General features: G+C 72.1%; 20 protein-coding genes and 2 riboswitches. Of the genes, 11 read left to right on the top strand and 9 right to left on the bottom strand.

All coding sequences use genetic code 11. From position 1 onward, the window contains the following. Nucleotides 1-382: 382 nt before the first annotated feature. Nucleotides 383-527, bottom strand: a riboswitch (cyclic di-AMP (ydaO/yuaA leader). Between the two features lie 351 nt (nt 528-878). Then, nucleotides 879-1280, bottom strand: coding sequence for a hypothetical protein (locus ACGFI8_RS33420; RefSeq protein ID WP_392810819.1), 402 nt, complete (start codon nt 1278-1280; stop codon nt 879-881). Between the two features lie 279 nt (nt 1281-1559). Here ACGFI8_RS33420 and ACGFI8_RS33415 point away from each other — a divergent pair, with 279 nt between their 5' ends. Continuing rightward, nucleotides 1560-1931, top strand: a complete 372-nt coding sequence (locus tag ACGFI8_RS33415) for a BlaI/MecI/CopY family transcriptional regulator (protein WP_392810818.1) — start codon at nt 1560-1562, stop codon at nt 1929-1931. A 5-nt stretch (nt 1932-1936) separates the two neighbouring features. Further along, a complete protein-coding gene (locus ACGFI8_RS33410; RefSeq protein ID WP_392810817.1) occupies nt 1937-2905 on the top strand; it encodes a M56 family metallopeptidase in 969 nt (322 codons plus the stop codon). 211 nt (nt 2906-3116) lie between these two features. Here ACGFI8_RS33410 and ACGFI8_RS33405 read toward each other — a convergent pair whose 3' ends face one another. Continuing rightward, nucleotides 3117-4067 carry a hypothetical protein gene (locus ACGFI8_RS33405; RefSeq protein ID WP_392810816.1) on the bottom strand — a complete coding sequence of 317 codons (951 nt, stop codon included), beginning with the start codon at nt 4065-4067 and terminating at the stop codon, nt 3117-3119. 599 nt (nt 4068-4666) lie between these two features. Beyond that, a riboswitch (cyclic di-AMP (ydaO/yuaA leader) is annotated at nt 4667-4800 on the top strand. A gap of 12 nt (nt 4801-4812) precedes the next feature. On the opposite strand from ACGFI8_RS33405, the gene ACGFI8_RS33400 reads away from it, so the two are divergent. The 3 genes from ACGFI8_RS33400 (at nt 4813) to ACGFI8_RS33390 (ending at nt 8357) form a co-directional block, all read left to right on the top strand. After that, a complete protein-coding gene (locus ACGFI8_RS33400) occupies nt 4813-5841 on the top strand; it encodes an NlpC/P60 family protein (protein WP_392810815.1) in 1029 nt (342 codons plus the stop codon). Nucleotides 5842-6564: 723 nt separating this feature from the next. Continuing rightward, nucleotides 6565-7254, top strand: coding sequence for a response regulator (locus ACGFI8_RS33395; RefSeq protein ID WP_392810814.1), 690 nt, complete (start codon nt 6565-6567; stop codon nt 7252-7254). After that, a complete protein-coding gene (locus ACGFI8_RS33390; RefSeq protein ID WP_392810813.1) occupies nt 7251-8357 on the top strand; it encodes a sensor histidine kinase in 1107 nt (368 codons plus the stop codon). The genes ACGFI8_RS33395 and ACGFI8_RS33390 overlap by 4 nt, the downstream gene beginning before the upstream one ends. A 52-nt stretch (nt 8358-8409) precedes the next feature. Here the strand turns inward: ACGFI8_RS33390 and ACGFI8_RS33385 are convergent, their stop codons facing one another. The 4 genes from ACGFI8_RS33385 to ACGFI8_RS33370 all read right to left on the bottom strand — a co-directional run bounded on the left by ACGFI8_RS33385 (nt 8410) and on the right by ACGFI8_RS33370 (nt 13418). Then, nucleotides 8410-10683 (bottom strand): heavy metal translocating P-type ATPase, encoded by a 2274-nt coding sequence (locus ACGFI8_RS33385; RefSeq protein WP_392810812.1) that lies wholly within the window; start codon nt 10681-10683, stop codon nt 8410-8412. Between the two features lie 11 nt (nt 10684-10694). Then, entirely contained in the window at nt 10695-11660 is a 966-nt protein-coding gene (locus tag ACGFI8_RS33380; protein ID WP_392810811.1) for a hypothetical protein, read from the bottom strand. A 2-nt stretch (nt 11661-11662) separates the two neighbouring features. After that, nucleotides 11663-11869 carry a heavy-metal-associated domain-containing protein gene (locus ACGFI8_RS33375; protein WP_392810810.1) on the bottom strand — a complete coding sequence of 69 codons (207 nt, stop codon included), beginning with the start codon at nt 11867-11869 and terminating at the stop codon, nt 11663-11665. 106 nt (nt 11870-11975) lie between these two features. Beyond that, nucleotides 11976-13418 carry an MFS transporter gene (locus tag ACGFI8_RS33370; protein WP_392810808.1) on the bottom strand — a complete coding sequence of 481 codons (1443 nt, stop codon included), beginning with the start codon at nt 13416-13418 and terminating at the stop codon, nt 11976-11978. A 283-nt stretch (nt 13419-13701) separates the two neighbouring features. Here ACGFI8_RS33370 and ACGFI8_RS33365 point away from each other — a divergent pair, with 283 nt between their 5' ends. The 3 genes from ACGFI8_RS33365 (at nt 13702) to ACGFI8_RS33355 (ending at nt 14541) form a co-directional block, all read left to right on the top strand. Then, nucleotides 13702-13995 (top strand): metal-sensitive transcriptional regulator, encoded by a 294-nt coding sequence (locus ACGFI8_RS33365; protein ID WP_392810807.1) that lies wholly within the window; start codon nt 13702-13704, stop codon nt 13993-13995. Between the two features lie 95 nt (nt 13996-14090). After that, the gene (locus ACGFI8_RS33360) at nt 14091-14219 is read left to right on the top strand and encodes a hypothetical protein (protein ID WP_392810806.1); all 129 of its coding nucleotides are present in this window, start codon (nt 14091-14093) and stop codon (nt 14217-14219) included. 82 nt (nt 14220-14301) lie between these two features. Then, nucleotides 14302-14541, top strand: a complete 240-nt coding sequence (locus ACGFI8_RS33355) for a hypothetical protein (RefSeq protein ID WP_392810805.1) — start codon at nt 14302-14304, stop codon at nt 14539-14541. A gap of 170 nt (nt 14542-14711) precedes the next feature. On the opposite strand, the gene ACGFI8_RS33350 is transcribed toward ACGFI8_RS33355, so the two are convergent. Genes ACGFI8_RS33350 through ACGFI8_RS33340 form a run of 3 tightly spaced genes read right to left on the bottom strand, consistent with a single transcriptional unit; the run spans nt 14712 to nt 17133 of the window. Next, a complete protein-coding gene (locus ACGFI8_RS33350; protein ID WP_392810804.1) occupies nt 14712-15176 on the bottom strand; it encodes a hypothetical protein in 465 nt (154 codons plus the stop codon). Between the two features lie 12 nt (nt 15177-15188). Then, nucleotides 15189-15752 (bottom strand): RNA polymerase sigma factor, encoded by a 564-nt coding sequence (locus tag ACGFI8_RS33345; RefSeq protein WP_392810803.1) that lies wholly within the window; start codon nt 15750-15752, stop codon nt 15189-15191. 43 nt (nt 15753-15795) lie between these two features. Next, nucleotides 15796-17133: a S8 family serine peptidase gene (locus ACGFI8_RS33340; protein ID WP_392810802.1), complete on the bottom strand. Its 1338-nt coding sequence runs from the start codon at nt 17131-17133 to the stop codon at nt 15796-15798. Nucleotides 17134-17288: 155 nt separating this feature from the next. Between ACGFI8_RS33340 and ACGFI8_RS33335 the strand changes: the two genes are divergently transcribed. The 3 genes from ACGFI8_RS33335 to ACGFI8_RS33325 are packed head-to-tail and all read left to right on the top strand — an operon-like array spanning nt 17289 to nt 20815. After that, entirely contained in the window at nt 17289-19913 is a 2625-nt protein-coding gene (locus tag ACGFI8_RS33335) for a CHAT domain-containing protein (RefSeq protein WP_392810800.1), read from the top strand. Between the two features lie 57 nt (nt 19914-19970). Then, on the top strand, nt 19971-20495 hold the full coding sequence (locus ACGFI8_RS33330) for a DUF6232 family protein (RefSeq protein WP_392810799.1): 525 nt from the start codon (nt 19971-19973) through the stop codon (nt 20493-20495). Continuing rightward, on the top strand, nt 20492-20815 hold the full coding sequence (locus ACGFI8_RS33325) for a hypothetical protein (protein WP_392810798.1): 324 nt from the start codon (nt 20492-20494) through the stop codon (nt 20813-20815). The genes ACGFI8_RS33330 and ACGFI8_RS33325 overlap by 4 nt, the downstream gene beginning before the upstream one ends. Nucleotides 20816-20847: the final 32 nt, after the last annotated feature.

The following is a 20847-nucleotide window of genomic DNA, read 5'->3' as shown; positions in this document are numbered from 1 at the left end:
CCCACCCGAAACAAATGCCAGGCGCCGCGGACGAGAACTCGTCACATTCCGGAAATGCCGAAGCAATGGTCCACGATCCACTGTGATTCTCCAAGCCGAACTGGGCCATCACAATGGCGACAGACGCGCGTGATGGCCCGGATATGCAAGCAAAGGACAGACAAGTCGAGATGCGTCCGCGGACCGCATGACGAGGGCACGGCCCGATGCGGATCAGCAGGTGCGAACATTCGGCCACGTGGGGCCTCAGCGTCGCGCCTGAGCGGACGCGGCAAAGGTCTCGCTGTCAGGGATTAGCGCGGAGCCGACCGGCTGGACACGTGCATGCGGACACCGCGAGGAAATTTGCGCGGCCGGGAGCCGAGAAAGCGTGCACCGATACATCTCCTTACGCGTCCGCCTACCGAGTTAGCTGACGGATTCGGGCGCGAAAGGTCGCCCTACCACGGGCCTTCGGCCCGCGGATTCACCCCAGACTTACGGTGGGTCCCCGGCTCACGCAAAGCGCGACTCGGCGGTCCGTCCCGGTGCCACCTGATGTGGCCAATGACCGGGTCAGATGTTCCCTGACCTTACAGATGGGCACAGACGCTGCCAAGACCTTCGCCTGTTACCAACGGCACTCCGGCCCGCCTATATGGGTTCGCAGTATTCGTTGATTACGGCGATTTGCCCACCGGCCTGGTGCCGCACGGCAATTAGTCGTAAACCGACTACGGACATTATCGCCATGAAGCCGACCGCGCGGCGGCGGCCGATTGCTGTTGCGCTCACAATCGGTCGCCGCCTGCGCGCCCGGCGGTGGACCGGGGCGTATCCGGCCGGACGAGATCGACCGGCTGTCGGAGTTCGACGTCGGGCGTCTCCGGGTCGGGCGTTCAGGCCCAGAGGACGAAGGTGATGACCTGCTGGCCGCTGCCGAGGTCGCGATGGTAGGTGGCGGCGCCGTGCCGGTCGACGCTGCCGCGAGTGAGCGTGCCCCAGGTCGACGGGCTTTCGCCGACGGCGAGGCTGGGTCCTTGGACGCCAGGGTGGTGCTGGTGCTGTCGAGGTGGCTGTAGATGGTCTCCAGCTCGGCGTAGTCGTGGGCGTTGGGGTGCGTTGCTCGACGTCCACGCCGAGGTGAGGTTGTTGTCCAGCTCCACAGTGAACGGGTTGGCGGTGCGGGCCCAGTGGTAACCGCCCCAGCTGTGGCTGGCGACGGCGGTTCCGGGAGCGGTCAGCACGCCAAGTGCGGCCAGGGCAGCGGCGGTCGCCGCCGCGAGCAGTCGCATCCGCATGTTCGGCTCCTTGTATGTCCGCGCGGATCGAGGGTTGTCCTAGACCGTCCCATTCCATCGGCGTCCATGCAAGTATTGTTCCTATGCCAAATAGGAGATGGTCGAATCGGCACGGCCGCGGCGATGTCCAGAGCAGCGTGCACGGGCCGCGTCCCGGCGTGGTGCTCCGATCCGGCGTACGAGTGCGGGGCGTCGCAGCCGGGCCCGGGGCCGCCAGTGGTCGCGATGACGGCCGGCCGGGCCGTAGCATCGGATGGCGGATGTCGGTCGGGAGGTGCGGTGCGCGGGTTCGGTGAGCTGGAGGCTGCGGTCATGGCCCAGCTGTGGGCGGCGGGAGAGCCGGTGACTGTGCGGCAAGTGCATACCGCACTCTGCGGCCAGCGCGTGCTGGCGTACACGACGGTGCTGACGGTGACGGACAAGCTGTACCGCAAGGGCTGGCTGCAGCGGGAGCCGCAGGGCCGCGCGCACGTCTACTGGCCGGTGACCAGCCGGGAGAAGTACGGGGCCGGACTGATGCGTGAGGCGCTGACCGACAGCGGCGACCGGGAGCAGGCACTGCTGCACTTCGTCGGCCAGATGACCCTCGAGGAGGCAGCGGCGTTGCGGGCAGCGCTGAACAGCTATGAGCGGAAGATCAGCGGGCATTGACCGCGGTGCTGATTGCCGCGTACGCGGCCGGTCTGGTCCTGGCGGCCGGGCCGCGACTGGCCCGAGCGCGATGGGTGGCCCGCGCACCCGGCCTCGGGATCTTCGCCTGGCAGATGTGGTGTGTGGCGGTCCTGGCTAGCGCGGTGCTGACCGGGGTGACCGCGACCCTGCACTGGGACCGCACGCACGGCGTGGTCTGCCGCGCCTGGCGGGTCTGCCTCGATGCGTTGTTGGGAGCGCATGGCCCGGCCGCCCAGCTGACGGCGTGCGGCGGGGCCGCCTTGCTCGTGCTGCTCGCCGGCCGGCTGGTGACTGCCGGATGGCGGCTGGCCTCGGCGGACCGGCGGCAGCGGCGGCGGCTGCGTGGCCTGCTACAGCAGACCGGCCGGCGCCTGCCCGGAATCGGCGTGGTCGTGGTGCCCGCCGAGCATCCCGACGCCTATCTGCTGCCGGGCGGCGGAGAACAGGACGTGGTGGTCACCTCGGCCGCGGTGAGCCGGCTCACCGCCGAGCAACTGCAAGCGGTCACCGCCCACGAGCGGGCGCATGCCACCGGCCGGCACTACCGGCTGCTGCGCACGGTACAACTGCTGCACCGTGCGTTTCCACGCCTGTCGTGCTTCGGCACCGCGTTGCGGCAGGTGCAGCGGCTCGTCGAGCTGCGCGCCGACGATGTCGCCGCCCGCAGCAGCGCCCCGATCGCATTGGCCGGCGCCCTCGTCGCACTGGCCGAAGCCCGGGCCGAACACGCCGCAGCCGGGCCGGGTAGTCGCGGTGACGGCCCGCTCGCTGCGCCGGACGGGCCGCCGCTGCTGGCCGCGCACGGCGGCGACACCACAGAGCGGCTGCACCGGCTGCTGCAGCCACGCCGGCCTCTGCCCGCCGGGCTGTCTCGCATGGTCGCCGCGGGGTTCGCGCTTGCGCCGGTACTGCCGGTCGTGATCGCCGCGGTCGAGCACACGCTCCCCAGCTGACACGCGGCGGCTACTCGTCGGGCAGCAGATATCGCCAGGTCGCCGCGACGATGCGCCCATCCGGGAGTGCGAGTCGTCTGAGCGCGAGCCGGCACGACCGGGCGCGACGGCCCGACCGGCGCCGGCCGCAGCCGTCCCTCCGCGGCGGCAGTGGGGCTGGGACGAGCCCTGACCCGCGGACCGCGAGGGCTGCCGCGACCGGCGGTCGCTGTCATGCCACGTTGATCGTGACGGCGGCGGTGTGCAGCACGCCACCGGTCTGGAATTGCACGAACAGGCGCCAGTCGCCGGGCTTGCCGAAGGCGGTGTTGAACGACAGCGTCGGGCCGCCGTGGTCACCGTTGACCTCGCCCTCTGGGTGGAGATGAGCGAAGGCGAGATCGCCGGCGTGCACTGCGCTCACGTGGGCGTAGCTCTCCAGGTACGGCTGCAGGTCGGTGACCGGCTTGCCGTCCTTGGTGACGGTGGCGGTCAGGTTGCCGTCCAGTCCGGTCACGGTATGGCCGGCGAAGGTGAGGGTGTAGCCGTCAACCTCCGCGGTGCTCGCCACGGCCGGCAGCGGCACCGTGGTGACGGCACCGGCAACGGTGAACGGCTCGCCGAGTAGCAACGCGGTCTGCTTGTCGCCGGCGACGGCGATGAACGACGCGTACATCCGGTACGAGCCGGGCGGCGGTGCGGCCAGCGATGCGCTCCAGGTGCCGTCGGCCGCCATCGTCGGGTGGAGGTGCTGGAACCCGGTCAGGTCGCTGCGGACGACGTAGAAGTGCATCTGCTTGGTCTGGTCGTCGGCGAACGTGGTCACCGGCATGCCGTCCGGCCCGATGATCTGGAATCGAATGGTGCCCGGTTGCCCGGCGGTCACCGCCGTCGCCGTCGGAGCGAGCCGGTACGACGGGACCGAGGCGGTCAGCCCGTCGCCGGTAGGCATGTTGTGGTTGTGGCTCATGCCAGGCATGCCGCCGTGGTCGGGCGTCGCCGAGGCGGACGCCCCGTGGCTCCCGGCGGCGGATGCGCCGGCAGCCACGGCGGGCGCCTGACCGCTGGTGCCGCCACATGCGGCGAGGACCAGGCCGGTCGCCATGGTGACGGCCAGCACCCGGTGTCGGCGCGCGCGAACACTGCCCCGAATGATCTTCAGTAAGCGAACCGTCTTCAACATCGGCTTGATCGGCCCTTCGAGCAGGCACCCATATCCGCGCGAACTGTATAACCCGGGCAATCCGACCGCATACAGCGCGTCGCGCCGAATCCGGGTCGCGCGTCGCCGCATCCCTCTCAGCGAGGAGGTGGCGTCCGCCCTGCGACTACGGCACGTAGTCAGACGTCAGCCCCAAATTCCCTACCCGGTAGGGGTATATGAGGGAACCATGGAGTACAGGTTCTCGCTCCACATTGGGGTAGGCCATGCGTGTCGCCGATCGCCGACGCACGCACCTGGGAACAGGCCTTCCGGTGAGGCTCACCCCGCATCGTGGACCGGGCCGCAACGCTCCCGGTCAGCACCGTCACCATCCGTGCACACCACAGGCCTCGACGTAACGGTCGAACGGTACTGGCGTGACCTCGAGCAACAACTATCCCGCATGTCACAACACCCGGAAGCACCGCGTGCATGCAAGGTGACGTGCCGAAACACCGGCACAACGGTGCCGATTACCTCCTATCACACATAGGATGTGGGGTTGTGTGGGGCATCGACGGTGCGTAAGGTCTGCACCGGCCGGGCCGCGAGGCGCCGATCACCCCGATCGGGGCACAGGCCCGCCACCGCCGAATCGATGTCGAGCCGGGGACCCACGCAACAGCACTCGGGGTGTATCCGCTTCATGCGGTAGGGCGCACTTCCCGGCCGAACCCGTCAGCTAACCCGGTAGGCGGTCGAGGGAAGAAGGAGCCTGCCGCACGTGCCGCCACGCCGCCCGCGACGTGTCCCCACCATCACCATCCCGCAGCGACGGCCCGACCGGAGCAGGTCGCTGGCGCGCACAGCCGCCGCGGTCCTCGCCGCGGTGGCAGTGCTGCTCGCCGGCACCGGTGCGGCGCAGGCCGCACCGACCCCGGCCGAGCTCGAAGCGCAGATCGACGAGGCGTGGAACCAGCTCGAGCCCATCATCGAGCACTACAACCAGATCCACGCCCAGCTCAAGGAGAACCAGGCCAAAGCCGCGGCACTGCAGCAGCAGCTGCAGCCGCTGGAGGCCCAGGTCGACGCCGCCATGGGCCAGGTCAGCGACCTCGCCGTGCAGCAGTACAAGACCGGGCGGCTGACCACCCTCGACGCGCTACTGCGCGGGGACACCCCGACCGCGCTGCTGGACCAACTGGGCCTGATCAACGCGATCGCCCGCAACCAGCACGCCCAGATCCAGAGCGTGGCCGCCGCTCGGGACAAGCTCGCCGGCGACAAGCAGGCCCTCGATACGGCCATCGCGCAGCAGGCCCAGCAGGATGCCGACCTCGCGGCGAAGAAGAAGGACATCGAGGCGAAGCTGGCCGCCCTGCAGAAGCTGCGCCAGCAGGCGTACGGCAGCAGCGGCGGCACCGGCACCCTCAAACCGGTCGCTTGCCCGGTGGAGTACCTCGGCGGGCCCGGCGGTACCGCGGCGAAGAGGGCCTGCGAGCTGATCGGCAAGCCCTACATCTGGGGCGCAGCCGGCCCCAACGGCTACGACTGCTCGGGACTCACCATGGCCGCCTGGGCCGCCGCCGGAGTCACGCTGCGCCATTACACCAAGTGGCAGTGGGACGACAACAAGGCCGTCTCCCGCGCCGACCTACGCCCCGGCGACCTGGTGTTCTTCTACAGCGACCTGCACCACATGGGCATGTACGTCGGCGGCGGCTGGATGGTCCATGCCCCTACCACCGGCGACTACGTCCGCATGGCCAAACTCGACGGCCGACCCATCACCGGCTATCGCCGCCCCGCCTGACCCACCGATCCCGCCGGGCCGGGCGCCCCGGCCCGGTGGAACGGACCCCAGCGCCGAACCCGACAGCGCGGACAGCGTCATCACCCCGGCCAGGACCGGGGCGCAGCAACTGGAGGCGATGCCGGAGAACACGCCGAGGGCGAAGAAGCTCGCCGAGTCGCCGCGGGCGGTGTCCGGCGCGCGCAGTACCGCGGGCAGGCTCCACATGTGCCCGGACAGCGAGTACGCGGCCAGCAGCAGCATCAGCGCGCCGCCGGCGTAGTAGAACGGCGCGTGGTACTTGGCGATGGTGCCAGCCACCAGGCTCATCCCGAGCGTGATCGGCACCATGATCAGCGGCGAGGCCAGCTTGCGGCGGGGCAGCCGGCCCGCGCTGAAATACTCCCCGTCCAGCAGCACTAGCGGAAACGTGGCGGGGCGGTGCGCCGCGACGAGGGCGGCGCCGGCGTCGCTGCCGGCGTCGACCAGCTCCACCCGCAACGCCGTGCGCCGGGCGAGCTCGGCCAGGGCCCGCTCGGCGTCGGCGCAGAAGTGGCAGGCCGTGGTGTGAACCAGCGTGACTGTCGGTGGCATCGGGCCTCCTTGGGCGCCGGGGCCGGCGGTCAGCCCCCTCAGCCACGGTCCGCCCGGTCGATGAGCAAACCCCGGCGGCTTTCCTGAAGGTTCGATGAAGCCCGGCGGCGCCCGTGCCGTGTTCCGGCAGCTTGCGGGCAGGATGAGAGCATGAGCACACGGGTCCTGGTCGTCGAGGACGAGCAGAGCCTGGCCAAGGTGGTGGCCAGCTACCTGCAGCGCGACGGGCACGAGGTCGACTGCGTCTTCGACGGCCCGGCCGCCGTCGCCGCCGCCCGGCGGCACCCGCCGGACGTGATCGTGCTGGACCTGGGCCTGCCCGGACTCGACGGCATCGAGGTGTGCCGGCAGGTGCGCACGTTCAGCGACTGCTACGTCGTCATGCTCACCGCCCGCGCCGACGAGGTGGACAAGCTCGTCGGCCTCGGCGTCGGCGCCGACGACTACCTGACCAAGCCCTTCAGCCCCCGCGAGCTCGTGGCCCGGGTCCGGGTCATGCTGCGCCGCCCCCGCGGGCCCGGAACGGCCGAACCGGACCCGGTACGCGTATTCGGTGACCTACGGGTCGACCCGGTCGCACGGGAGGTCCACGTCGCCGCCGCGGCGGTTGAGCTGACCCGAACCGAGTTCGACCTGCTCGCCGCCTTGGCCGCCCGACCGCGGATGGCATTCGCGCGGCGGCAGCTTATCGACGCCGTATGGGGCGAGGACTGGGTCGGCGACGAACACCTCGTTGACGTCCACATCGGCCACCTGCGCCGCAAGCTCGGCGACGACCCCACCGCACCACGCTTCATCCGCACGGTCCGCGGCGTCGGCTACCGGATGGGTGACGGATGAGGCGGCCAGGGCGGCATGTTGGGCTGGGCGGCCGGTTGCTCGCCGCGCAAACCCTCGTGGTGTTCGTCGGCGTGGTCACCGCCGGACTGGTCGCCGCGGCCGTCGGCCCGGCCATCTTCCGCGACCACCTGCACCACGCCGGGACCATCAGCCCGGAGGCCAGCCGGCACATCGAGGAGGCATACGCCTCCGCCAGTGCCCTGTCGCTCGGCGTAGCCATGCTGTGCGCGCTGGCCGCCGCCCTAGCCGTCAGCGCCTACGTCGCCCGCCGGGTTGCCCACCCGATCGGGCAGCTCGCCCGAGTCGCCGCGGACATCACCGACGGCCAATACGAAGTCCGCGCCCCGGCACCCGGGATCGGCGCCGAATTCGACACCGTCGCCGCCGCGTTCAACACCATGGCCGGCCGGCTGCGCGACGTCGAAGACACCCGCCGGCGACTGCTCGGCGACCTCGGCCACGAGATGCGCACTCCCCTTGCCACGATCGAGGCGTACCTCGACGCCGCCGAAGACGGCATCGGCGTCGACGACGAGGACACCCTCACCGTGCTGCGCACCCAGACCACCCGGCTACGACGCCTCGCCGAAGACCTCACCGCGGTCTCCCGCGCCGAGGAACACCGCCTCGACCTGCACCGCCGGACCACCTCCCCCGCCGACCTCGTCGACGCGGCGGCGGCCGCCGCGCAACCCCGCTACGCGGCCCACAACGTCACGCTGACCACCCGGATCGCCACGGGGCTGCCGGCACTGGACGTCGACCCGGAGCGGCTCGGCCAGGTCCTGGGCAACCTGCTCGACAACGCCCTGCGCCACACCCCGCCCGGGGGCACCGTCACCGTCACCGCCGACCGCCACGACGGCGACGTACGCATCCGGGTGACCGACACCGGCGACGGCATCGCCGCCGAGCACCTGCCCCACCTGTTCGAACGCTTCTACCGCGCCGACACCGCCCGCGACCGCGACCACGGCGGCTCCGGCATCGGCCTGGCCATCGTGCGCGCGATCGTCACGGCACACGGCGGCCGGGTCACCGCCGACAGCGACGGACCCGGCCGTGGCGCCACCTTCACCGTCGAGCTGCCGGTACCGCGCTGAACGACGGTCAGCGCCGGACGCCGGATCGCCCGGGGCTGGCACCACCCACTCGTCACATGCCGGCGGGCTCTGTGCCGCCGGTACTGCGGTGCGCCGGCTTGAACCGCCGCAGGCGCAGACTGTTGGTGACGACGAACACGGAGGACAACGCCATCGCGGCGCCGGCGAGCATCGGGTTGAGCAGCCCGGAAGCCGCGAGCGGCAGGGCGGCGACGTTGTAGGCGAACGCCCAGAACAGGTTGCCCTGGATGGTCCGCAGCGTCCGCCGCGACAGGCGGATCGCGTCGACGGCGGCCAGCAGGTCGCCGCGGACGAGGGTCAGGTCGGATGCTTCGATGGCGACGTCGGTGCCGGTGCCCATGGCCAGGCCGAGGTCAGCCTGGGCAAGCGCCGCGGCGTCATTGACGCCGTCGCCGACCATCGCGACGACCTTGCCGTCGGCCTGCAGCCGCTTGATGACGTCGACCTTGTCGGCAGGCAGGACGTCGGCAATGACCTCGGCGATGCCGACCTGGTCGGCCACGGTGCGGGCAACGGTGGGATTGTCGCCGGTGAGCAGGATCGGGGTGAGCCCGAGCACGCGCAGGGCGGTGACCGCCTGACGGCTGGTCGGTTTGACCGCGTCGGCGACGGTGAGCAGGCCGCGGGCATGCCCGTCCCAGCCGGCGAGGACGGCGCTCTGCCCGGTCTGCTCGGCGGCGGCGTGGGCGGCACGCAGCGGCTCCGGGACGTGTAGGCCCTCGTCGAGCAGCAGCTTGGCCCGGCCCACGGTGACGGCGCGGCCGCCGACGGTACCGCGGGCCCCGAGCCCTTCGACGTTGCCGAACTCGGTAACGTCGGGCAGGGTGCCGTGCCGGTCGGCTGCGGCCGCGGCGATCGCGCGGGCGATCGGGTGCTCGGAGGCAGCCTCAAGTGCGCCGGCGACGCGCAGGACCTCGCCGGGGTCGGTGCCGTCGGCGGCGATGACGTCGTGGAGGGTCATCTGGCCGGTGGTGACGGTGCCGGTCTTGTCCAGCACGACAGTGTCGACCCGCCGGGTGGACTCGAGGGCCTCCGGGCCCTTGATGAGGATGCCGAGCTGGGCGCCGCGGCCGGTGCCGACGAGCAGCGCGGTGGGCGTGGCCAGGCCCAGCGCGCAGGGGCAGGCGATGATGAGCACCGCGACCGCGGCGGTGAACGCGGCGGTGAGCCCGGTTCCGGTGCCGATCCAGTAGCCGAGGGTGGCGACGGCGAGCGCGATGACGATCGGGACGAACACGCCGGAGATGCGGTCGGCCAGGCGCTGTACGGCGGCCTTGCCGGCCTGGGCGTCCTCGACGAGCCGGGCCATCTGGGCCAGCTGGGTGTCGGCGCCGACGCGGGTCGCGCGGACGACGAGCCGCCCGCCGGCGTTGACGGTCGCGCCGACCACCGGGGTGCCGGGGCCGACCTCGACCGGGACGGACTCGCCGGTGAGCATGCTCGCGTCGACGGCGGAGGTGCCGTCCTCAACGATCCCGTCGGTGGCGATCTTCTCACCGGGCCGCACGACGAACCGGTCACCGACCGACAGCCGCTCGACCGGGACACGGATCTCGGCGCCATCGCGCAACACTGCGACGTCCTTGGCGCCGAGTTCAAGCAGGGCGCGCAGGGCCGCTCCGGCGCGACGCTTGGCGCGGGCCTCGAAGTAGCGGCCGGCCAGGATGAACAGGGTCACGCCGGCAGCGGCCTCGAGGTAGATGTTCCCGGCGCCGTCTGTGCGCTCGATCGACAGCTCGAACGCATGCGTCATGCCGGGCGTGCCGGCGGTGCCCAGGAACAGCGCCCACAGCGACCAGCCGAACGCGGCGATCGTGCCCAGCGAGACGAGGGTGTCCATGGTGGCCGCGCCGTGGCGCAGGTTCGTCCACGCGGCCCGGTGAAACGGCCACCCGCCGTAGACGACAACCGGCGCGGCGAGGGTGAGCGACGCCCACTGCCAAAAGGTGAACTGCCACGCCGGCACCATCGCCAGGACGATCCCCGGTACGGTGAGCACGAGGCTGACGAGCAGGCGGGTGCGCAGCTCGTCGCGCTCCCGTTCCCGGGGCGCCGGTTCCTCCAGGGCGGGCAGGGCCGCCGTGTACCCCGTCCGTTCGACGGTCGCGATGAGGTCCTGCGGGGTCACGTCGCCGGAATAGGTGACGGCGGCCTTCTCGGTGGCGTAGTTGACGCTCGCGGTGACCCCGTCGAGACGGTTGAGCTTCTTCTCGATCCGCATGGCGCAGGAGGCGCACGTCATGCCGCCGATAGACAGCTCGATGTGGTTCGGTACCGCGATCAGCGGCCTGGTCTGGGATGGCATCGATGCCTCCTTCAGCTGTGCGTGTGGCCGGGCTCGCCATGGTCTGCCGCCGACGGCGACGCGGCCGGCGTGGACGGGGCCGCGGGTGCGGCGCCGGCGACGGCGGTGAACTCGGCGGTACGGACCGTCCCGGCGTGCTGGAAGTCCAGGAATAGCCGGTAGGTGCCAGCGCTGGGCACCTCGGCGAAGAACGTGATCTGCGGGCCTGCCGCGGTGTGGCCGTCGCCGGGGGCGCCGTCGGGGTGGACGTGCAGGTAGGCGAGGTCGCCGTGGCGCAGGGCGACGAGGTGCCCGTAGGCGCCGAGGTAGGGCTGCAGGTCGGTGACCGGGGCGCCGTCGCGGGTCACGGTCAGGGTCAGCTTCGACGCGGTACCGGGAGTGAGCGCACCGTCGAGGCTGACGGTGTAGCCGTCCACGGTCGCGGTCCGCTGCGGCGCCGGCAGCGCCACGGGCTGGTAGTCACCGGGGGCGGGCATGTCGACGCCGAGGGTCAGCCCGCGCCCGTGCCCGGCCGGCTGGAAGTCGGCGAAGACGCGGTACTGCCCTGCCGCGGCCACGGCGAGGGGCACGCTCCAGGTGCCTTCCGGGTCGCGTTGCGGGTGCAGGTGCTGGAACCCGGTCAGGTCCCGGCGCACCACGATGAGGTGTAACTCCTTGTCATGGCTGACCGCGTACCCCGTGACCGGCTCAGCGTCGGGCCCGATGATGCGGAAGCGGAACGGCGCCGCGGTGGTCGTGCTCAGCGTGGTGGTGAGCGGCTGCAGGCGGTAGCCGTCCTCGGTGACCTGCAGCCCACCGGGCAGGCTTGCGGAAGCGCCGTCCCGGTGTTCGCCGGTGGGCGTGGCGGCGGGGTGGTGGGTGTCGGTGTGGGCGGCCGGGGCCGGGGCGGGGCCGGCGAAACTGCCGACCCCGACCGCGGCGGCGAATACGGCCGCCAGCCCGAGCGCGTAGGCGCCGAGCTTGAGCGGGGTACGCATGGCTAGCTCGCCACCTGGTATCCGGCCTCGTCGACTGCGGCGCGAACCGCGACGTCGTCGAGGGCCTGCTCGCTGGTGACGGTGACGGCGCCGCTGGCCAGGTCGATCTGGACGTTCTGGACGCCGTCGAGCTTGCCGAGCTCGCTGCTGACGGACTGCACGCAGTGGCTGCAGGTCATGCCGGTCACGGTGTAGGTCTGCGTCGTCATGACGATCTCCTTATGTTGTCGGCCCACGGTGTCGGAGGCTGCGGTTTCGAGTGGTTCGGCGTCACGGTCGACACCAACATACCGGTACCCCCCAGGGGTACAACATTCAGGATCGGTTGGCAACCTCCGGCTCGGCCGACGGAGCCGAGGCCGTCCCGGCCGCCGCGGCACGAGCCGTGCGCAGGGTGAAGGCCGCGATGATCGCGCCAGCCGCGGCGATGGCCGCGGCGCCCGTGAACGCCGCCGAGTAGCCGTCGGTGAGGGCGGGCAGGTCGCCCAGGCGATCGGCACCGGCCGCGGCGGCGACCGCGGTCATCGCGGCCAGGCCGAGCGCGGAGCCGACCTGATAGCTGGTGTTGACGATGCCGGAGGCAAGGCCGCCCTCCTCGGGCCGGGCGGCGCCGATCGCGGTGCCCAGCGACGGGATGAACGCCAGGGACATGCCCAGCGCGGCGACGAGCGAGGCGGGCAGCACGTCAACCACGAAGCTGCCGGACGGGCGGACGAACGCCAGCCAGCCCAGCCCTCCCGCCAGCAGCGCGAGGCCGGCGACGACCATCGGCTTCGGGCCAAACCTGGCCATCGCCCGCGGCGCGATGGCGATCATGCCGGCCATGATGAGGACGGTCATGGGCAGCAGCGCGGCACCACTGGGGAAGGCGCTGTAGCCGAGGACCTGCTGCAGGTACAGGTTGAGGTAGAACCACATCGGGATCCACGCCGCCCCGAGCAGCAACTGGGCGACGTTCGCCGCGGCCAGCTGCGGCGCTCGGAAGATCGACAGCCGGACCAGCGGCTCCCGGCGAGTCGCCTGGATCGCCACGAACGCCGCCAGCACGGCCACCGCACCGGCCAGGACCAGCCACGTCTGCCCGGAACTCCACCCGACCTGCGGCGCCCGTACGACCGCGAACACGGCCGCACCCAGCCCGGCAGTCACCAAGAGCGCACCGAACAGGTCCAACGAGCCGCGGCGGGCGCCGCCGGCCGGCATCACCGCCGGGATCGCGGCGAGGACGAGCAGGGCGATCGGGATGTTGAGGTAGAACACCCACGGCCAGCTGGCGTACTCAGTAATGACACCGCCGAGGAACACCCCGGCCGTCCCACCCGCAGGCGCCGCCGCCCCGTACAGCGCCAGGGCCCTGGTCAGTTCCTTCGGCTCGGCACCGAACAGCATCATGAGCAGCGTCAGCGCGGCCGGGGCGATGAGCGCCGCGCCGACGCCCTGCACCGCCCGCGCAGCCAGCTCGACTGCAACACCGTCGGCCAGGCCCGCCGCGGCGGAACCGGTCAGCAGAACGGCCCAGCCGATGCCGAACACGCGCCGGGCGCCGAACAGGTCCGACAGCCGGCCGCCGAGCAGCAGCAGCCCGCCGAACGCCACCACGTAGGCGTTGAACACCCAGGACAGGTCTTCGGCCGAGAACCCGAGATCCTGCCGCATCCGTGGCAGCGCCACACCGATGATCGACGTGTCCATAATGACCATGAACTGGGCCAAGGCGATGAGCCCCAATGCCCATCGCCGCCGGGATCGGGATGCCATCACACATCACTCCTCTATGCCCCTAGGGGGTACGGGTATCTGTCGACGTCAGACTTACCCCCTAGGGGTATCCCTGTCAACCGATGGGGCCTCGCGGTGCGCTCGCACCGGCGGCGAGCCGCCTGTGCCGACAAGTTGCCGATCGGTGTCGACCTGCGGAAATCGGCGTAGCGGTGACTCCGTCCCGGTGTGGCCGGGATCGCGCTCACACCTCGGCGTCCGACGGCCCACCGAGCGGGCGGCACCTGGGAATACCCCCAGGGGGTTCGCTACAGTGGTTGGTATGACAACCACGCCCACCCGCGGCTACACCGCGACCAAGGACCAGCTTCAGAGCCGCCTGCGCCGCATCGAGGGCCAGGTCCGCGGCGTGGAGAAAATGGTCGACGAGGACCGCTACTGCATCGACGTGCTCACCCAGATCAGCGCAATCCAGGCCGCCCTGGACAAGGTCGCGCTGGGGCTCCTCGACGACCATGCCCGGCACTGCATGCACCACGGCGCCGAGGAGGGCAAAAGCGACGAGATGACGACCGAAATGATGGCCGCCGTTGGACGCTTGCTGCGCCGCGGCTGACACCGCCAGGCGCACGGCCGCCCGGAAGGCCCTCGCCGAGGACAACGACTCGCTCGCGACCCGAGCTGACGTACGAGGGCCTACGCGCCCTGCGCGTGCTGTTCGAAGACGCCCGCGCGACCTTCGGCGGCAAGCACCTCCACTTCGAGGACGTGGAGTCCTTGCCCAAGCCGATCCAGACGCCGTTCCCCATCTACTCCCGCGGGAACGCAACCCCGCTCTGATCTTCTGACCGACTTACGCCTATTGCCGCTCCGTGATGCGACGCGTGCGGATGGGCCCAGCCGGTGACAGCCTCGAAGACGGGTGCGCCCGACTTTCGCCAGCCCGCGGGTGGTCACGCAGCAGGTCAGCATCCACTGGCTGCGACACACCACGCTCACCTGGGTGGAACGCAACTTCGGCTGCGCCATCGCGCAGGCATACGCCGGGCACGCCGACGGCAACAGCGAGGCCGGCACCACCGCCCGCTACGTGCGGGCCAAACTCAGCGAGATCGCCGCCGCACTCGCCGCACTCACAGGAGAACCTCACCCGATGCAGTAAACGAGGCGGGGTGGTGGCGGCCCGCCTGAGGTGACCGTAGTTTCGGGCCCCACACGGGCTGGCTGTTGCGTGGCGCGGTCATGTCCGCGACCTCGCCGGGGATTGCTTCGGTCGTCTGTGCTCCACCTCTCCTGCTCCTGTGAGATGCGGAGGTGCAGCGCCTGGTACGCCTATGCGGTTGTCCACTGGGTGACAACGGAACGGGCCTGCGGGTTGCCGGCGGGGCGGCAGCGCAGGCGGAACGGGCCCGTGCCGGGCACGGTGACGGCGAAGCGGCCGAGGTCGTCGGAGGTGCCGGACAGCTGCTCGCTGCCTGCCCACAGCTGGTACTCGGTCCGCTGCGCCGGCTCCAGCCGCACCACGAAGCGCCGCGCCGGCGTCGTGCCGGACGGGCGGGAGGTCACCTCGACGTCGATGCTCAGCGGGCCGGCCTCGAACGTCAGCAGGCGCGGCTGCCCTGAGCCGCGCGCGCTGGCGGCGGTGGTCAGGGAGTCGAACACGAGCTCGGCGAGTTCCGCGTCGACGCGCCGGTCGAAGGTCTCCATGGCGACCGCCTCAAGCCGGTCGGGCACCGGGTCGAAGAGGTCCAACGCAAGCTCCAGGTCGCGTTCGAGGTCGGTGTCGTCCTCGTACATGCCAGTCCCCATTCAAGCCGCAAGCAGTCCGCGGAGGCGGTTGAGGCAGCGGGCGCGGTTCGGGCCGATGCTACCGACCGGGATGCTCAACAACGCACCGATCTCCGCGTAGCTCGGCCGGGGCGCCGCGAGCAGCAGCCGCAGCAGCTGCTGGCAACGCTCCGGCAGCCCGCGGAACGCCTCCCAGACCTGCCGGAGGCGCTGCTCGTCGGCGGCGGCCTGCTCGGCGTCGAGGACCACCCGCTCCGGGGAGTCCTCGACGCTGCCCCGGTCCAGCAGCTCCGGATCGCTGGTGACGGTGAGGCGACCACCCGCCCGGATCAGCATCAGGGACTCGTTGCGGGCGGTCGTCGCCAGCCAGGCACCGACGCGCTCGGGCTGTTTGAGACGGTCGATGTGCTCGGTGAGCCGCAGCCAGGTGATCTGGTACACCTCTTCGGCGTCGGCCTGCCCGAGCTGGTGGGACCGGGCCACCGACCAGACGAGCCCGCCGAAGCGCCGGACGAGTGCGGCCCATGCGGTGCGATCGCCCGTCGCCGCCAGTCGCACCCACGCACCGGTTTCGTCAACGTCCACTGTCGATCGTCCCGTCGTCACCTGCCGGATGCCGGGTCGAGCGTCACGCCGGCGCGCTGTCCTCCTCGAACAGTACCGGCAATGGCAAGCCGTCAGCGCGATCCCGGATCGTGCGCACCCGCCGGGTGAGCAGATACTGCGCCGCCTCCCGCGACGTGCGCTTGCGGCCGTCGAGATCCATGCAGCGTGCGATGCGCCCCGCCACGATCGGGGTGGCGAACGACGTGCCGCTCCAGCGGGCGAGGCCGTGGAACTGCACCGTCGCACCCTGGGCTCCGGCGGTCACGCACGTACAGTCGCGGTAGAGCGGGTCGTAGCCCGGGTAGTACCGGCAGTCCCGGGTGTTGCCGTGCACGTTCTGGTAGGTCCCGGTCGCGAACGTGTTGACCAGCCGCTCCCCCGGCGCGTAGACGCTGACCCAGTCGCCGTAGTTGCTGAAACAGGCCCGGCCCTCGCCGTCCTCGCGCAGCGCGCCGACGGCGACGATCGCCCTGGACTCGGCGTACCGCGGGGCCAGCGCGGCCGGCCAGAACGGCTGGCTGGGCTCCCCGTCGTTGCCGGCCGCCGCGACCAGGACGGTCTCCGGGTGGTCTTCGACGAGCCGGCGGATGAACTCCTCCAGCCCCATCAGCGGGTCGTCGCTCTCGGTGGGGGCGCCGGCCGACAGGCTGATGATGTGCGGCCAGGCGTCGTGCTCGGGCAGCGCGGCCAGCAGCTTCTCGCCCAGCTCGAACTCGCTGATGGTGCCGGCGCGCATGAGCTCGTTCGACACGTGCAGACTCACGCCCGGCGCGGTGTTCTTCAGGACACCGGCGATGAAGGTGCCGTGCCCGTAGTACTGCGTGACGACGTTCGGCGGTACCGGCTGGTTGGGGAATCCGGTGACGTCGGCGAGCGTCTCGTGGTGCAGGAAATCGGGCACCAGGCCGGTGTCCACCACCAGCACGTCCACACCCTGGCCCGCGTGCTCGTCCGGGTGCCGCGGCGGGGTCAGCAACGAGCGCGCCCGCGGGCCGGCCGGCGGTGGCAGGGTCGGCTCGTCCGCCGGGCAGCTGTTCACCGGTGTGATCGTCACCAGGTGATTCGGGTGCGCCATGGGCGTCTGACGGGCGAAGGCGGGCGCGTCCCCGTCGACCGGTACCCGCGCGATGCCGTGCACCACCCTGGGTTCGGCGTCACTGCGGACGGCCGCGAGGGACCGGACGTGCGGCAGGTCGTGCGCGCGGACCAGGACGTGGCCGGGCTCCATCAGGTACCGGGGCGTGGCCGAAGGGTCCTCCTCGGTGCCGGGCGGCCCCACCGCGGTCGCCCCGAAGCCGTCGCGGATGCCTTCGACCTGTTCCCAGAATCGCTGCTGCGGATCATGCAGGGGACGCGCCATCGTTGGCCCTTCTCGAAAATGAACGCGGTTCGCTCGACGTGATGATGGAAAAGTTGTCCGTCTGATACACCGCAGCACAGGGGTACGACAGAAAACCCGGTCAACGTTTCCGGTCACAGCAATAGCATTGGCGAATGCCCGGTCGCATCCGACGTGTGTCCGATGCCGGTGGCGGCCCCGCCGAGCTGCTGCCGATGGTCTTCGCCCGGCCTCGTGAGGCGCTGGCCGGGGCGCATCGCGTGCTGGCCGCCGACCCGACGCCGCACGACGCGTCCATCGCCCAGCAGGTGATCGGGGTGTTCGAGCGTGACTTCGGCGACGCCTCGGCCGCGGTCGCCCGGCTGCGCGTCGCCGTACGGCTGGCCCACCGGTCCGGTTCGGCGGCGCGGGAGGCCGACGCCCTGGCCGCGTTCGGGGTGGCCCTCGTCCACGCCGGGCGGACCCGGGCCGGGCTGGCCACGCTCGACCGCGCCGTCCGGCTGGCCGGGGGCGGTGAGGCCGCCCGGGTACGGTTCCGGCGTGCCCGTGTCCTGTGGGTGCTCGGCCGGCACGCCGCCGCCCTCGACGACCTGCGCGTGGCGCTGCCGGTGTTGCGCCGGGCCGGGGACCCGATCTGGACGGCCCGGGCGCTGACCCTGCGGGCGCTGATCCACCTGGCGCAGGGTTCGGTCGCCGGCGCCGAGGACGACCTCGGCGTCGCCGAGCGGCTCTTCGCCACGACCGAGCAGGAGCACGACGTGGCCGTGGCCGTGCACAACCGTGGCCTCGTCGCGTTCCGCGCCGGTGACCTGCCGGCCGCGCTCGCGCATCTGGACGACGCCGCTCAGCGGTATCGCCGGCTCGGCACGCCGGCGCCCGACCTGAGCATCGACCGGTGCGCGGTACTGCTGACCGCCGGCCTTCCCCGTGAGGCGCTCGACGTGGCCGACGCCGGGGTGCGGGAGCTGGAGTCCCTGCGCGGGCAGGCGACCCGCCGGGCGGAGCTGCTGCTGGCCGCGGGGCGGGCGGCGCTGGCCGCGGCGGATCCGGCGGCCGCGCAGTCCCGCACGGCCGCGGCGGGGCGGCTGTTCGCGGCCCAGCGGCGGGACTGGTGGGCGGTGCATTCCCGGTTGGTGCTCCTGCAGAGCCGCCTCGCCGCCGGGGCCGTCGCGCCGTCGCTCGTGCGCCAGGCCGCCGCCGTCGCCGAGCGGCTCGCCGAGCTCGGCTCGCCCGAGGCGGCGCAGGCGCATCTGCTGGCCGGACGGGCTGCGGTCGCGCTCGGCCGTCCCGCCGACGCCGACCGGCACCTGGCGGCGGCCGCGCGGTCGCGCACGCACGGGCCGGCGCTGGCCCGGGCGACCGGCTGGCTCGCCGAGGCGCTGCGTTCGGAGGCCGCCGGCCGGCCGCAACGCACCCTGCGGGCGTGCCGGCACGGGTTCGACGTCCTGGAGCGCCATCAGCTCACCCTCGGCGGCTCGGAGCTGCGGGCGCAGTCGACCGCCCGCGGCGCCGAGCTGGCCGCGGTCGCCCTGCGCGCCTGCCTGCGCACCGCCGGGCCCCGCCGGCTGCTGGTCTGGGGTGAGCGCTGGCGGGCGATCGCGCTGGCCGTCCCCCCGGCCCGGCCCGAGCCCGACCGCACGTTGCGCGCCGAGCTGGTGCGGTACCGCGGCATCAGCAGCCGCCTGGAGGAAGTGCAGGCCGAAGGGCGGGCCGCGCCGCAACTGCAGCGGGCCCAGCGCGCGCTGGAGCGCCGTATCCGCGCCCGGGCGCTGCGGCGGCCCGGCGACGGCACCCGCGACGGCTCGCGCGCGCACCAGCCGCTGTCGGTGCCGGTGCTCTTCGACGCGCTGGGCGAGGGGCAGCTCGTCGAGCTGCTCGACATCGACGGCCGGTTCCACGTCCTGTTGTGCGGTGGCGGCCGGGTGCGCCGCTTCGCGGCCGGGCCCACCGCTGAGCTCGCCGCCGAGCTGGAGTTCGCGCGGGCGGGTCTGCAGCGGCTCGCGTTCGGCGCGGGCCGCCGGCCGCGGGAGACCATGGCGGCGCTGGAGGCCAGCGGCCGCAGGCTGGAGGAGCTGCTGCTCGGGCCGGCGGCGGGACGGTTGCGGGACGGTCCGATCGTCGTCGTGCCGCCCGGCTGGCTGCACTGGATGCCGTGGGCGCTGCTGCCGGTGCTGCGGCCGCTGGCCGTGAGCGTCGCGCCGTCCGCGCGGGCCTGGCTGCGGGCCCGCGCGGTGCCCGAGCCGGAGCGCGACGACGTGGTGCTGGTCTCCGGGCCGGGCCTGGCGACCGGTCCCGACGAGGTGGCGGCGATCGCGAAGCTGTACGAGCAGCCCACGCTGCTGGACCGGGCCCAGGCGACGGCCGGTCGCGTGCTGGACGCCCTGGACGGCGCCCGGCTGGCGCACATCGCCGCCCACGGCACCTTCCGCGCCGACAGCCCCCTGTTCTCGGCCCTGCACATGGTCGACGGCCCGGTCACCGTCCACGACTTCGAGCGGCTGCAGACCGCGCCGTACCGGCTGGTCCTGTCCAGCTGCGACTCCGCGCGGCTGGCCCCGTCGGGCGCCGACGAGCTGCTCGGGCTCGCGGCGGCACTGCTGCCGCTGGGCACCGCCGCGCTGGTGGCGAGCGTCGTGCCGGTGAACGACGAGGCGACCGCGGGGCTCATGCAGAGCCTGCACCGCGGCCTGCGGTCCGGCCTGAGCATGGCCGAGGCGCTGTGCACGATGCGCGCGGAGGCGGCCGGCGACCCCTTGGGCAACGCGACGGCCTGCTCGTTCACCGCGATCGGCGCGGGCTGAGTCGCCGCACGTATCAGATCGTGCGCCCGTGCATCGGTCCTGCATGGAGTTGCGCGCATGAAGACCGAAACGATCGAGGTCGGCGTACGCCAGCGGGTCCTCTGGATCGGTGCCGAGGCCTATCCGCTGCAGAACATCGCCCGCGTATCGACCGCCGAGGTCGTGTACCGCAAGGGGGCCGCCGTCGCGCGGTTCGTCGGGTACACCCTGTTCTGGATCCTGCTCGGCATCGTCGCGCTGGTGGCGCTCTTCGTCACCGGCGTGCTGCAGACCGACGAGCAGACCGAGCTCGCGATCACGGTGGCCGGCGGCGTGGTCGGTCTGCTGATCCTGGTCCGCCTCGTCGCACTGCTGTCTTTGCTGCTGCGGCGCGGCCTGTGGGCCCTGATCATCGAGACTGCGGGCACGTCGCACCGAGCGGTGATCAGCGCCGACAAGCGCCTGATCACCACCCTGGTCCGCGAGATCGTCACGGCGATCAACGATCCGTCGGCGACCTTCTCGCACACCATCACCAACATTGTCATGGGCGATCAGTACAACCAGTACGGCCGCAACAGCACGGGAAAGGTGACCCATTGACGAACTATGTCGGCGGCGACCAGTACAACCAGTACGGCGCCCACAGCATCGGCCGTATCGAGCACCACGGCGCGGCCGACCCGGCGCGCGCGTACCACGACCTGCTGCTGGCCGTGCGGACGCTGCGGGCGCAGGTCTCACCGGCGGACCGGGAGCTCGTCGACGAGCAGCTGGGCGTCCTCTCGGCCGGCCCGGACCAGGACCGGGGCACGCTGCGCCGGGCGTTGAGCACGGTCGCGGGGGTGGCGATGGTGGTGGGCCAGGTCGGCGCCCCGGTCATCCAGGCGGTCCGTCAGGTGACGGCCGCGCTCGGTATGTGAGCGCCGCGGGGCTGCTCAGACAGGACTGCGGG

The sequence above is a fragment of the Dactylosporangium sp. NPDC048998 genome (assembly GCF_043197855.1).
Taxonomy (GTDB): domain Bacteria; phylum Actinomycetota; class Actinomycetes; order Mycobacteriales; family Micromonosporaceae; genus Dactylosporangium.
Note: the sequence above shows the minus strand (reverse complement) of the source record. Positions and strands in the feature narration are given on the sequence as shown.

Coding starts and splice junctions, on each gene's coding strand:
- ACGFI8_RS33330 (WP_392810799.1), top strand. CDS start 19,971: ATGAAGACCGAAACGATCGAGGTCGGCGTACGCCAGCGGGTCCTCTGG.
- ACGFI8_RS33385 (WP_392810812.1), bottom strand. CDS start 10,683: ATGCCATCCCAGACCAGGCCGCTGATCGCGGTACCGAACCACATCGAG.
- ACGFI8_RS33390 (WP_392810813.1), top strand. CDS start 7,251: ATGAGGCGGCCAGGGCGGCATGTTGGGCTGGGCGGCCGGTTGCTCGCC.
- ACGFI8_RS33420 (WP_392810819.1), bottom strand. CDS start 1,280: ATGCGGATGCGACTGCTCGCGGCGGCGACCGCCGCTGCCCTGGCCGCA.
- ACGFI8_RS33340 (WP_392810802.1), bottom strand. CDS start 17,133: ATGGCGCGTCCCCTGCATGATCCGCAGCAGCGATTCTGGGAACAGGTC.
- ACGFI8_RS33395 (WP_392810814.1), top strand. CDS start 6,565: ATGAGCACACGGGTCCTGGTCGTCGAGGACGAGCAGAGCCTGGCCAAG.
- ACGFI8_RS33350 (WP_392810804.1), bottom strand. CDS start 15,176: ATGTACGAGGACGACACCGACCTCGAACGCGACCTGGAGCTTGCGTTG.
- ACGFI8_RS33405 (WP_392810816.1), bottom strand. CDS start 4,067: ATGTTGAAGACGGTTCGCTTACTGAAGATCATTCGGGGCAGTGTTCGC.
- ACGFI8_RS33380 (WP_392810811.1), bottom strand. CDS start 11,660: ATGCGTACCCCGCTCAAGCTCGGCGCCTACGCGCTCGGGCTGGCGGCC.
- ACGFI8_RS33370 (WP_392810808.1), bottom strand. CDS start 13,418: ATGGCATCCCGATCCCGGCGGCGATGGGCATTGGGGCTCATCGCCTTG.
- ACGFI8_RS33365 (WP_392810807.1), top strand. CDS start 13,702: ATGACAACCACGCCCACCCGCGGCTACACCGCGACCAAGGACCAGCTT.
- ACGFI8_RS33375 (WP_392810810.1), bottom strand. CDS start 11,869: ATGACGACGCAGACCTACACCGTGACCGGCATGACCTGCAGCCACTGC.